Raw genomic sequence first — 13,288 nt, forward strand, 5'->3', positions numbered from 1 at the left:
TGTTTATATTCTACTTATTTGTCAATATATTCCTGCAAAAAATATATGTTCACAACCTGTTGCCCGTAAATCACTTACAATATTGCATAAACGCGTTTCGGCTAATATTTCCTATACTTTACCTATATAATTTGCTGTCGCTCTTAACATGCGTTTTTTTTGGACCAATCAAAAATTAACAGTTTATGCAAAGAAGGCGATTGCTTCCCCTCCTGTTGTGCAGCTTTGTATTACTACTGGTTTTTCAAATCAGTTATGCCCAATCCAGGCCTGTTACCGGTACCGTAACAGATGAAAAAGGCGCTCCTTTAACGGGCGCAACAGTTATGGCAAAGGGTTCAAAGAACAACGCGACCACCAATGCTTCAGGAAAATTTGAAGTGGTGATTCCCGCCGGGGTGAACGCCCTTGTGGTTTCTTATGTTGGATACGAAACAAAGGAAGTATCCATTTCTGCACTTGACCAGGTAAACATTGTACTGAAACCTGCCGACGCCAATCTTGAATCGGTTGTAGTGGTGGGATATGGCACCCAAAAAAGACAGGATGTAACGGGTGCAGTGGGTTCGGTAAAAGGAGACGCCATTAAGAACATGCCGGTTACCAATGTTACCGAAGCCCTGCAGGGAAGAGTTGCCGGAGTAGAGGTCATCAAATCATCAGGCAGCCCCGATGCCGGTTCAACGATCATCATCCGCGGACTTTCCTCCTTACACCAGCCAACGCCCCTGTATATTGTTGACGGCGTTCGCACATCCGGCGACAATCTCAACGTGCAGGATATTGCCACGATCGATATTCTCAAAGACGCCAGCGCCGCCGCCATTTATGGTTCTGCTGCCGCCGGCGGGGTAATCGTGATCACCACCAAAAAAGGGGCTTCTGCAAAACCTGTTATTAATTTCAATGCACGATATGGCATTACCAAACCGAAGCTCATTTCACTGCTGAATAAAGATCAATATATCAAACTGCAGAATACCCTTCACCCGCAATATTTCACCGGCGCCCAACATACCGATACGCTGGCGGATACCGACTGGTCGGATGTTCTTTACCGGAATGCGTCGGAAACGAACTATAATCTTTCCATTGCCGGTTCTTCACCTGTGGTGAATTATCTTTTATCAGCATTTTACAATAAACAAACCGGTATTTATATAAAGAACTATTCCAATATCGGCGGGGCAAGGATCAATACCGATTATAAACTGGCGCCCTTTTTAAAGATCGGGGAGCAACTGTCTTTTTCACAACGTAAAACAGCGCCGCCGGTGGGTAGTGAGGCCCAGTTGCATAATGCCCCTTTCAGAACATTGCCCATCATACCCATTAAAAACCCCAACGGCAGTTGGGGAGTAGTGCCGCCCGGTTACGGCGGTTTACAGTTTGGTGGCCCCAACCCCGCAGGTGCAGCCGAATCGGCCGATGCTATCAATTTCAAAAATAATTTGCAGGGCAACGTATATGCAGAAGTTAAGCTGCCATTGCACCTGACTTTCAGAACCAATGTGAGCTACTCTTATTATGAAGAGTCACAGGACTATTACCAGTCGGCATTTGATTTTGGCCCGGTGGTAAACAACGTCAATTCGCTTACCCGCACTTCCATCAAAAGCAGTCAGGTATTGACGAACTATGTGCTTACATACGATCAGGCCTTCGGCCCCCACTCCATCAATGCGATTGCCGGTTTTGAACAGATTACTTCAAAATACCGCAATATCGGCGCTTATCAGAGTTATGTAGGACTGCCCGGTTTTTCATTTGTTCAAACTTCTCAATCCACCGCTACGGTGAGCGGTAAAAATGATGACAATGGTTTGATCAAATCATTTTTTGGCAGGATCAATTATAATTACAAAAGCCGTTATTACCTCACGGGTTCAGTACGGCAGGATGCCAATTTCACGGTATTCGGTCCCAATAAACAACGGGGTGTGTTTGGCGCTTTTTCGGCCGGATGGAATATCAGTGAGGAGAATTTCTTTGGTTCATTAAGAAACACCCTGAATCGGTTAAAGCTCCGCGGTAGTTATGGTACGCTGGGTAACAGCAATATTCCTCCCTATACCTATGTATCGTCTTATAGTTCCTTTGCAGGCCCCAATGGATTAGGTTCGCTGAGTGGCGCGAATTTTACGCCCGGCGGTCCGCTTGATATCGGCGTTACCATCAATGCCATTCCCAACCCCAACCTGCATTGGGAAACCATTTATGAAACCAACCTCGGGCTCGATGGAGAGGCCCTGAACGGGAAAATCTATTTCACGGCCGAATACTATCATCGCGATACGAAAGATATGTTGTATGCCCTGCCGGTTGCATTGAGCTCGGGCTACACGGCTCCATATTTTACCAATATCGGCAAAGTGAACAGCAAAGGGGTTGACCTGTTGCTGGGCTACCGGGGCAAGGTTTCAGACCTACACTTCGACGTTAGTGTAAACGGCGGGTTCAATAAAAACAAAGTGATCGACCTGAGCGGTATTGCCAATGATAAGTTGTTCGATGGCTATAATTATTATTCCAATGGCGATGCCGGTTTCAGTGTGATGTCGAACCAGAACATAACCATTACCAAAGCCGGTTTGCCCTTCGGTTCTTTTTATGGATACAAGGTCACCGGTATATTTAAAACAGATGCCGAGGCGGCTGCCAGCGCACAACCCAATGCACATGCAGGCGACCTGATCTTTGCGCATGATGTAAAAAATGGCACTACCCTATCGCCCGACGACCGTCAGGTGATTGGTAACCCCAACCCTAAATTTGTATATGGCGCCGCCATACGACTTAATTATAAAGGATTCGATGCTTCGTTATTATTTAACGGCGTGGCCGGCGTTGATATTTTCAACGGAGTGAAAGCCTATGAAATGTATCCGTTTGCTGATGGCAATACTACTACCAAAGTATTTGGCGCCTCCTTCCTCGGCGATAACCAGCTTACCGGACAACCCAGACTGGGCGTAAAGAATGCCGATGGTTCTTTCACGCTCGATCCCAATAAAAACTACACCTCGGTGAACAGCTATTTTGTTGAGAATGGCAGTTACCTGAAACTGAAAAACCTGCAGGTGGGTTATACATTCAATGTAGCGCTGCTGCAAAAAGCAGGTATTAAAACCGCCCGTGTATTTGTAATGGCCAATAACCTTTTTACCATTACGAGGTATTCAGGACTCGATCCTGAACTGGGCAGTGCTTACTCTTCAGCCGCTCAATCAGGTTTTGTGGGCAATGCGATAGGCGTTACCACCCGCGGTTTGAATGCGGTGTCGCAATACCCGCAGGTAAAACTATATTCAGCAGGGATCGATATCAATTTTTAGCCATCATTTAAAATGTATTACCATGTTCAGAAAAAAATATATCATCATACTGGGGCTTGTTATAGGAGCAGGATGCAAAAAAGATCCCGGGTTGACTGGTCCTACCGACAGCTATTCCACTACCAACTATCCCGCTACCTTAAACGATTTGAACAGTGTGCTGGCGCCCTGTTATTCAAATTTGCGGGATGCGAATTTATTTGGCTTTCATTTGTGGCCAAAGGCATTGTCGAATGCAACCCATACTGCCAACAGCGTTTATAATGGCGACCCTTCGTGGAACGAAATGGCGGCAACCAATTTAAGTATTACCAATCAATACGTGCAGGAAGCCTGGACCAGTTTTTATACCGGCGTTAAAAATTGCAATGTGGCATTGCAGGGAGCCGATTTTTATATCGCGCATTTTGGTAAACCCCAGGATCAATCATATGTTGACCTGGTAAAAGGACAGGCGTATTTTTTACGGGCTTACTATTATTTTAATCTGGAATGTTTGTTTGGTGAAAGCTATATCACTACATCGGGTGGCGGCGACAAAAAAGGAGTACCTGTTTTCAGTGAACTGCCCACCGGTTTGGAAGGAACACAAAAAGCACGTAGTACGGTAAAAGAAGTGTGGGACCTGATCGTCAATGATTTGAAAAACGCAGCGCAGTTACTGAAAGGAAAATCATGGTCGGGCAATGATAAAGGAAGGATCAGCGAGTGGGCCGCCAAATCGTTACTGGGCAAAGCCTATGTGTTTATGCAGAACTGGAACGATGCCAAAACCGTATTGAAAGACGTGATCGATAACGGCGGTCAGTCATTAATGCCCTATGCAAAATACCGCGATGCATTTATCGGTATCAGCGCCAATGAATTCAATGAAGAATCCATTTTTGAATTGAATATTGACCAGGATTCAAAAGGTAACTACGGTGTATATGGCAATACGCCCAATGCCACTACCATCAATGGTTTGATCTGGTGCCCCTGGGCCCTGGGTATGGATGGAACAGAAGGCGGTTCAAATCCGTTGGGATATGGCAATGAGATCTTTCACGACAAAAACGTATTGCGTTTCGGGTTCAACCTGGGCGCCTATACGCTGGTGAACAATCCTGCATTCGATGGCAGTAAACCGCCCACCTATACCAACCCGCAGAAAGTAATGGACCCGGTTTACAAACAGCAGTCATTGCAGGCAAGGACCAATCAAACCTGCGATCCACGTTTGTTCGTGAATGCATTGCAACCCTGGATCGATTCGGTAAAATTTGATGGCCAACATTGGTTCCCTGTATCCATGCCTAATTTCTGGGCCGGTCAGGCGGGCAGGTATGGATGGAGCTTTAGAAAGTATGCACCCCTTTTCAATAATATCAACAACACAGGCCCTGCCGATGCATGGAATTATTACCTGATCAGGCTGGCAGAAGTGTATTTGTTATATGCAGAGGCAGCAAAGGGTTTGAACGATAATACTACCGCCATTGAATACCTGAACAAAACAAAACGCCGGGCCTATGGTTATCCGGCAAATGCACCATCGCCGGTTGACTATACCAGTTTAACAGCCACTACGGTTGCCATCGGCGACCCGGTGCTGGGAAATAATCCGCTGTATTATGAGCGTTTTGCCGAATTGTTCAATGAAGGCGGGTGGTGGTTTGATGTTTGCCGCTGGCGCATCGGGGCTTCTGAAGCAGCTTATTATCAAACAGCCCTTAATGTAAATGGAAACCTTGTATGGAACGATAAAGCCTATAGCTGGCCCATTCCGCAGGCAGAATTCAATTCAAACCCAAAGATGGCCGGGCAACAGAATGCCGGATATTAATTGCTGATTTTTGGATTTAGAGATTTTGCGATTTCTTTTGATTTCCGCAGTTCGACAAATCTCAAAATCTCTAAATCCCGAAATCCCCAAATCCCAATCACACGATGAGAATTATTAAAACATTTGTCCTGTTATTATTGCTTGCTCTTACAGCCAGTGGCGCGCCTCCCCTGGAAATAAGCAGGGAAAAAGTGAAGCTGCAATTCTCTATTGATGAAGAAGGAAAGCCTGTATATGCCATTTTGTTCAATGGCAAAGAAGTGGTAAAACCATCTTCACTGGGTTTTTCGCTCGACATCGATTCTCTTTTCTATAAAAACTTTACCCTGATTGGGGAAGACCGGAAGGCAGTGGATGAAACATGGAAACCGGTTTGGGGCGAGTGCAGTACCATTCGCAACAACTATGAACAACTCACTGTTCATCTGAAGCATCGTTCGGGAAAATTACTGGATATTATTTTTCGTGTATTTGCCGATGGTGTAGGTTTCCGTTATGAATTTCCTCACCAAAACGGCGTTGCGTATTTTATTGTAAAAGATGAATGCACGCAATTTCATTTAACCGGTAACCACAAAACATTCTGGATACCCGGCGATTTTGATAGCAATGAATACGCTTATACCACATCATTGCTCAGCGAGGTGAATAATGCGCCCGTTGTTCGCGCCGCTACTGATATTGCCGTTCGTACGGTAACCGATACGCTGGCTGTACAAACCCCATTGATGATGAAAACGGCCGATGGACTGTATATCAATATTCACGAGGCAGCGCTGTTGAATTACCCGGCGATGCAATTGCATGTTGACAGGAACGGTTTCCTCCTCTCGGCTCACCTGGTGCCCGATGCATACAATAATAAAGCCTACCTGCACGCCCCGGCGCTTACGCCATGGCGTACAGTGCTCATTAGTGATAAGGCAGCCGACATACTGGCATCGAAAACGATCCTGAACCTCAATGACCCTCCGGCCGATCAAAATCTATCGTGGATCAAACCGATGAAATTCGTGGGGGTGTGGTGGGAAATGCAAACCGGGAAAAGCACCTGGAACTACTCCGATCATCCCGACAGCACCGGCCCAAACGGGCAATTGATTCCCAATGGCAAACACGGCGCCAATACGGCTAATGTGAAACGTTATATTGATTTTGCGAAAAAAAACAAGATCGGTGGTGTGCTGGTGGAAGGATGGAACAGAGGCTGGGAAGACTGGTTTGGCAACTGGAAAGAAAATGTTTTTGATTTTGTTACACCCTACCCTGATTTTGATGTAACCGAAATTACCGGTTACGCCCGTTCAAAAGGCGTGAGCCTGATCATGCACAATGAAACTTCGGGTTCGGCTACCAGTTACGAACGGCAGCTCGACACGGCTTTCCGGTTCATGCAAAAATTCGGTTACCCGGCGGTAAAAACCGGTTATGTGGGGCGCATCATTCCCCGTGGTGAACATCACGATGGACAGTGGATGGTATGCCATTACGAAAGGGTGTTGCAACAGGGCATGCGGTATCACATTATGGTTGATGCACACGAACCGGCGCGACCTACAGGACTGCAACGCACCTATCCCAATTTTATGGCCTGCGAAGCGGCAAGGGGCAATGAGTACCATGCATTCAGCAACGGCAATGCTCCCGATCATGAAACGATTTTACCCTTTACCCGGCTCATGGGCGGACCCATGGATTACACGCCGGGCATTTTTAAACTGAAGGGTTATGCGCCCGGAGCGCCGGATCGATCGGTACATTCAACTTTGGCCAAACAACTGGCGTTGTATGTTACCTTGTATAGTCCGGTTGAAATGGTAGCAGACCTGCCTGAAAACTATGAAGCCAAACCCGATGCTTTTCAGTTTATCAGGGATGTGCCGGTTGACTGGGATGACACCAAAATACTGGAAGCCGAACCCGGCGATTTTATCACCATTGCCCGTAAGGAAAAAGGAACGAACAATTGGTTCATCGGCGCCATTACCGATGAAAATGCCCGTACAACAACCCTCCTGCTTAACTTCCTGCAAAAAGGAAAAAAATACAAAGCAATCATTTATGAAGATGCGCCTAACGCCGACTGGAAAACCAATCCCGAAGCCTATTCCATCAAATCGATGACGGTTGACAGCAACACCCGGCTAAATCTTTCCCTGGCGCCCGGCGGGGGTACGGCCATCAGTATTATGCAAAGCGAATAATTTATTTCAGCGTAAGGAAAGTCTTGTAAGTCGGAAGATTTGCAAGGCTTTTTTCTTATTTAAAATATTTCTTTGTAATGTTAAACACTATAGAAAACTGATCTCTGCCTATACCTGAAAATGGATATTTATTTGTGGAAATATTGTAGCCGTAATATAGATTTACAAATCCTAAACCTAATCCTATTTTGGGAGTAATGACGACATCATTATTTTTATTGTCGGTTTGAATTTTCAATTCAAGACCTCCCATAAAAAGGTTTTGACCGATTTCACCGCCAATTTTTGCACCATAGATATTTGTCGAAGGCACCCACTCAAAAGTGGCGTATAAAGCGCAATTTCCGAAACCTTCCCGGGAATCCATTTCATTAAAAACCAATGATGGACCTATTTCAGCATAAAAAGATTTTTGTATTCCTACACCTGTTCGTAAAGATAATGCATGCCAGGAACGGGTGTAGTGTTTAACCGTGTCTTTTGTATTATTGTCCTGTCCCCACAAGGCTCTCGGAATAATAATTGTTAAGATGAGGAAAAGCTGTCTCAAATATTTTTATTGTTTGAAATGCAACGTTTGCTAACGTTATAGGATTTCTACATAGCCTTCTGTTCCATGCACGCGAATTCGTTGCCCATCTTTTATCAGTTTGGTAGCATTTTCTACTCCTACAACTGCCGGTAAGCCATATTCACGTGCGATAACGGCTCCATGGGTCATCAGTCCACCAACTTCGGTGACCAGACCTTTTATGGATACAAACAATGGTGTCCAGCTGGGATCAGTAAAGGAGGTGACCAATATATCTCCATCTTCCAGATCAGCTTCTTCCATGTTTAAGATAACACGTGCCCGTCCCTCGATAACACCGGAAGAAACAGCCAGGCCAACAATAGCTTCGGCCGGGAGATTTTCCCGTTTGTATTTACCCGAGACGATTTCACCATCAGACGTGATAACACGTGGCGGAGTTAGTTTTTCATATAATTTGTACTCGTCTTTTCGTTTGTTGATGATCTGGTAATCCAGTTTATTTGTGCCGCGCCCGCGCGGCACGGCTTCGCGAATTTCTTCAAAAGTGAGGTAATAAATATCTTCTTTTTCATGAATAACGCCTGCTTGTACAAGTCGTTCGGCTTCTTTCAGTAAAGCCTGCTTATAAACGAAGTAGCGATTAACAATGCAGTATTTTGGATATTCACGATAACCAGCGTAATGCCTGATCAGGTCGATCATTCGTTTTGTTTCCCTGATCTTTTGTTCGCCATCCGGTAAGGCCGCCAATCGATCTAATACCTCCTGTTCTTTTTTCAAAGCATCCTGTAGCCCCTGCTCGAATTTGCGCTTGCCGGCACCAGGTTCAAAGTTTTTGATGTTACTGAGAATGAGGGGAACGAGTATAGTTGGTTTTTCACTCCAACGGGTTTTGGTGATATCGATCTCTCCGGCACATCGCATTCCGTATTTATTAAGATAAGCATAGATAGCGTCCCGGATTTTTTGCCCGCCATCAAATTGAACCAGCTCATCCAAAAAGTTATCATTTTTTATATGTTGTAAATAATCAATTACTTCCGGATATGGACGGATCACATCTGCTACATCCAATAACGCCAGCCCCATTTCAGAAGTGATATTGTTTGGCACAGATTGAGAAAGCGTGTCTGCTACGTTTTTTTCACCTAACCACTCGTTCATTTTTTCATTGATCCATGACGCCGCATTCATAGCAGTCATGAACACGCTAAAACTTTTTGGATCACCGGTAATCTTCTTTAATTGCTGAATATCTTCCAGAATGAAATCAAATAGCGCAGATCCTGATTTTGTTTGAATGGTATGTTTTAGCTGGCTTAACGATGTTTCACTATTTTTAATCAAATCAGGTACGATTGCCGGATCGTATTCGATCTGTGTTTGATAATCCGGAAGCGATCCGCCTTTATTGCTGCTATCAGCACCCACTGGCGCCAACTTTATAAAACCGTCCCGCTCTACGATGTTCATGAGTGCGTCTTTTATAAGCGGATCGGATTTTCCCAGGGTGGTTTCTATTATTGTTTTTCTGCTGACAGGTGAAGCCAGCATAGGTGTAACATCAACAAACAGCCTTCCACCGGCTGTTCGCATGGGCGCTCGGGTCGTTAACAGGAAAAAAGACAACCCTAATGGTTTCATGGCATCGGTCATCATTTGGTTATGACCGACAGATACATAGACGTGATTTTCGGGATCATTCGTCTCAGGCCCGCCCGTCCCGATAGCTATCGGGATCGGCCGGACGGGGATCGGGTATAAAGTAGTGATTGGCCGGCTCTGGACAATATAAAATGTATCATCAGCCAAACACCATTCGATGTCCTGGGGATGGCCGAAATGTTCTTCGATCTTTCTGCCTATGCGCTCAAGCTGTAAGATCTGCTCATCTGTCAGCGCTTGCCTGGTTTGCTTATCAGTCTCAATCTCCTGTTCTTTCGTGCCGCCATCTTTTAAAGCATAAATAGCCAGTTTCTTGGCGGATATCTTCTTATCGATAACCCTGCCGTTACAAACTTTATAGTTATCAGCATTCACAAGGCCGGCAACCATGGCCTCACCCAATCCGAAGCCGGCATCAATGGATAACACTTTCCTGTTAGAGGTGACGGGATCGGCAGTAAACAAAATTCCTGTCGCCTGCGGGAAGATCATCTTCTGAATAACCACAGCCAGGTAAACTTTACGGTGGTCGAAGCCGTTTTGAAGACGGTAAATTACTGCCCTTTCAGTAAATAGCGATGCCCAGCACTTGCGGATATGCTTTAGGATTGCCTCCTTTCCGATAACATTCAAATACGTATCGTGCTGGCCTGCAAAAGAGGCCGTTGGTAAATCCTCTGCAGTTGCGCTGGAACGTACAGCCCAGGCATTTTTATCATCAAGCATGGAGAGCTGGCGGGTGATGGCATCGATAATGTCCTGAGGAATGGCTATCCCTTCAATGCCCCTGCGAATTTCACCGCTAAGCTCACCAATTTTATCCCGGTCATTCACCGTTAAATGCGATAACTTCTCCAATAATTCGTTAATCGACGGCGTTTCCTCAATGCTCCTTTTAAAAGCTTCTGTAGAAATACAAAAGCCATCCGGTACGTTGATTCCTTCAATCCTTGTAAGTTCCCCCAGGTTCGCACCTTTACCCCCAACAACCTTGAGTTTTGTTTTGTCAATGTCCTGAAAACCAAGCACAGCGGCAATCTTATTTTCCGGTGTCATGATGATTGATTTTAAGTCGGTGAAACACCAAATGTATCTACCGGTGGCGGCTCAAAATCTTTTTTATAGCTATATTTTTTTTAGACAACTTTACTATAGGCAGGTACGTTATCCATGTAGTTTGTATAATGGTTGCAATAGAGATTTTTCTAATCTGCCATCTTATTCAATGCTTTTCCTTCCGCATCGCGAACAATTTTACGATCTTCACTGTTGTTCTTTTAGTTCCTTCCTTAGCCGGGAGATCACACTTCGAAATTCTTCCTTATGCCTTACAAAGTTGCCTGTTTTGTCAAATCTGTCGGCAATTGAAAAGGTGAAAATGCCAACGGGGTGCCTGTCTACTTTGTTATGTTAGAAACAATTATTAAATAATGTTCAAAGTGAAAAGCGGTATCTGCTTTAATTGGTCTGTATTTAAAATAATCTCCGGGCATACCAATAAAGTGTCCGGTTTCATAAGCCATTAAAGTCAGTTTTTTACCAACATAGCTTCCCTTCATTTTGTCAATTTGCTGACCTGAAAGAGATTTAGCTGTTTTACCAGTTGTTAACCTGTATAGCTCAAAATTGTCACTTGCTAAACTTTCAGTTTCGTCAGTAAATATCAATAGTAATGTGTCGTTTATTTTTTTGTCATTTACTGAATTTATTTTTAAGAGATAGGTTCCCTGATATGATTTCATTTGTAAACTGTCGCCGTCATAAACCTGAACTTCTAATTTAGTGATTGTTCCAAATGGGATGCCTAATTTGGTCGTGATATTTATCGAAGCTGTGTCGCCTGGCAAATTAGTTACATGCTGTGTCTGGGAGTTCGCCCCAAAAGTAATCAGTAATAAGAAAGATGTTAAATAGTATCTCATTTTGATTTTGCCAGAGGCACGGATGTGTCAGATAAGCGTTTATTCGTTAGCCCTCCATAACACAAAACCCCTGTTGCCTGCTGTCCTATGTCAGCAGATTAGTTTTGTTTTGATTTGTGAAAATTGTCAACATATTCTGCTAAGCAAATATCGCCGATAAGGAGGTTTGGCTATTTGTTTTAAAGTATGTTGTTAAGTTTTATGTATTGAAGTAACATTATTGTTTTCCCATCTTTAATTTCTCCGTTGTCAATCATTTTCATTGCTGATTCAATATTGATCTCCAATACTTCGATATTCTCTTCTTCGTGTTCAACACCACCGCCATCTGTAACTTTCATTTCTCTGGAATACTCTGCTATAAAAAAGTATAAAATTTCAGTTACAGAACCCGGCGACATATAGGCTTCAAATATCTTCTTTACAGCAGTGATTTTATACCCTGTTTCCTCTTCTGTTTCCCGTCTTATACAATCCTCCGCATTGTCTTTGTCTAACAAACCGGCACAGGCTTCAATCAACATTCCATTTTTATTCCCGTTTACAAAAGAGGGAAGTCTAAATTGTCTTGTAAGGATGACTGTTTTTTGTGCTTTGTTGTACAACAAAATTGTGGCTCCGTTACCTCTGTCGTATACTTCACGGCTTTGAACTTGTTTTGTTCCGTCTTTCTTAAAATATTCGTAAGTTATCTTTCGTAACACATACCAATTGTCAGAAAGGATTTGCGTGTCAAGGATTTTTATTTTGTCTATCATTTGCGGCCGTTATTTTTAATTGCATGCCACGGTTTCGGGTCATACTCTTTCTCCAATCCGACATCATCATTCACATTCACTCTTCCTTTTATTTGTATAGATTTTGCTCTTCCCTGCATATAATGAATTACATGCCAGGCTTCATGAGGCAAATGTCTGGCTTATTCCTCGAGTTTAAATTTTTCTTTTGACTTTGTCCCTTTGCTGAGTTCGCAAATGTCATAAAGGGTTGAAATTAGATTATTGACTATTGATGGTGGGAACATTGTTTTGAAGTATCTTCTTTGTCCATTAAAATAAACGATAATTGTACTAATTGACCCGTCACAGCACAAATCGTTTCTCATTCTGAGTGTTTGCAAATTAGAAGTAAGAAGCGCTATTACCATTTTGTCGTAAAGCGTATCACTAAGTTGTCCTTCAAAATATCCTTCTATGGTCGTGTCAATCGGGGCGCCAATAATCTGGCTATATACAATTTGCCGATGTAGCCTGAATGACCTTGAATTCTTCACCTCCAGGTGATAAACATTACATCTTCCAAAGCATTCAGTTGTATGAAATATAATTTTTTCGAATTTAATTTTAGAGTCAATGGCAAAGGCTTGCCTGATAAATATTAGCTTCGTTTTTTCCTGAAAGAACTTTCTTGAAAAGGGCGATACCGGCTTAACTACAAGTGATGTATCGTTTGACTTAATAACTTTTAAGTCATACCTATCGATATAGAGTTTTTTATAGTTAGTTGCCGATGAATAATATCTTTTCTGAAAACTCAATGTGTCTCCATATATATATAATTCAAAATTCTCATCATTGAGCTTATAGTTTGAGAGGTAGTTATTATTTTTCAAGTCTCCTGTGTCCTCAACCTGCATAAGTTCCTGGGCAGGTGTAATCCAAATGCCTTTAAACTTGTTAAGTTGCCCAAAAGAACTTGTCCAAATAAAAATGGAGGATATGAGTAGTAGGGTTTTCAAAGCTTGCAGGATGTAATGACTTTGGCGAATAGAGTGTAAATTGTTTTGGTGGGATAGACAAGCG

At 43.5% G+C, this 13,288-nt stretch carries 8 protein-coding genes; 3 read left to right on the forward strand and 5 right to left on the reverse strand.

The window, feature by feature from the left end; all coding sequences use genetic code 11:
* The first annotated feature begins 185 nt into the window (after positions 1 to 185).
* From AC59IL_RS02835 to AC59IL_RS02845, 3 genes are all read left to right on the forward strand, one after another.
* The gene (locus AC59IL_RS02835; protein ID WP_496550560.1) at positions 186 to 3,335 is read left to right on the forward strand and encodes a SusC/RagA family TonB-linked outer membrane protein; all 3,150 of its coding nucleotides are present in this window, start codon (positions 186 to 188) and stop codon (positions 3,333 to 3,335) included.
* Positions 3,336 to 3,357: 22 nt separating this feature from the next.
* Entirely contained in the window at positions 3,358 to 5,160 is a 1,803-nt protein-coding gene (locus AC59IL_RS02840; protein WP_496550561.1) for a RagB/SusD family nutrient uptake outer membrane protein, read from the forward strand.
* A 104-nt stretch (positions 5,161 to 5,264) separates the two neighbouring features.
* Positions 5,265 to 7,364 carry a glycoside hydrolase family 97 protein gene (locus AC59IL_RS02845; RefSeq protein ID WP_496550562.1) on the forward strand — a complete coding sequence of 700 codons (2,100 nt, stop codon included), beginning with the start codon at positions 5,265 to 5,267 and terminating at the stop codon, positions 7,362 to 7,364.
* A gap of 55 nt (positions 7,365 to 7,419) precedes the next feature.
* On the opposite strand, the gene AC59IL_RS02850 is transcribed toward AC59IL_RS02845, so the two are convergent.
* The 5 genes from AC59IL_RS02850 to AC59IL_RS02870 form a co-directional block, all read right to left on the reverse strand.
* Positions 7,420 to 7,914: a hypothetical protein gene (locus tag AC59IL_RS02850; RefSeq protein WP_496550563.1), complete on the reverse strand. Its 495-nt coding sequence runs from the start codon at positions 7,912 to 7,914 to the stop codon at positions 7,420 to 7,422.
* A gap of 36 nt (positions 7,915 to 7,950) precedes the next feature.
* Positions 7,951 to 10,620: a phosphoenolpyruvate synthase gene (ppsA, locus tag AC59IL_RS02855; RefSeq protein WP_496550564.1), complete on the reverse strand. Its 2,670-nt coding sequence runs from the start codon at positions 10,618 to 10,620 to the stop codon at positions 7,951 to 7,953.
* A 341-nt stretch (positions 10,621 to 10,961) separates the two neighbouring features.
* A complete protein-coding gene (locus AC59IL_RS02860; RefSeq protein WP_496550565.1) occupies positions 10,962 to 11,486 on the reverse strand; it encodes a hypothetical protein in 525 nt (174 codons plus the stop codon).
* Positions 11,487 to 11,665: 179 nt separating this feature from the next.
* Complete coding sequence (gene nudK / locus AC59IL_RS02865; protein WP_496550566.1) at positions 11,666 to 12,244, reverse strand: GDP-mannose pyrophosphatase NudK; 579 nt, start codon at positions 12,242 to 12,244, stop codon at positions 11,666 to 11,668.
* Positions 12,245 to 12,405: 161 nt separating this feature from the next.
* Positions 12,406 to 13,224, reverse strand: coding sequence for a hypothetical protein (locus AC59IL_RS02870; protein WP_496550567.1), 819 nt, complete (start codon positions 13,222 to 13,224; stop codon positions 12,406 to 12,408).
* Positions 13,225 to 13,288 lie beyond the last annotated feature (64 nt).

It is taken from the genome of Niastella sp. sgz303648 (assembly GCF_059587045.1).

Excerpts from the sequence above, each read along its gene's own strand:
- AC59IL_RS02835 (WP_496550560.1), top strand. The coding sequence starts at position 186 with ATGCAAAGAAGGCGATTGCTTCCCCTCCTGTTGTGCAGCTTTGTATTA.
- AC59IL_RS02840 (WP_496550561.1), top strand. The coding sequence starts at position 3,358 with ATGTTCAGAAAAAAATATATCATCATACTGGGGCTTGTTATAGGAGCA.
- AC59IL_RS02845 (WP_496550562.1), top strand. The coding sequence starts at position 5,265 with ATGAGAATTATTAAAACATTTGTCCTGTTATTATTGCTTGCTCTTACA.
- ppsA (WP_496550564.1), bottom strand. The coding sequence starts at position 10,620 with ATGACACCGGAAAATAAGATTGCCGCTGTGCTTGGTTTTCAGGACATT.
- AC59IL_RS02860 (WP_496550565.1), bottom strand. The coding sequence starts at position 11,486 with ATGAGATACTATTTAACATCTTTCTTATTACTGATTACTTTTGGGGCG.
- nudK (WP_496550566.1), bottom strand. The coding sequence starts at position 12,244 with ATGATAGACAAAATAAAAATCCTTGACACGCAAATCCTTTCTGACAAT.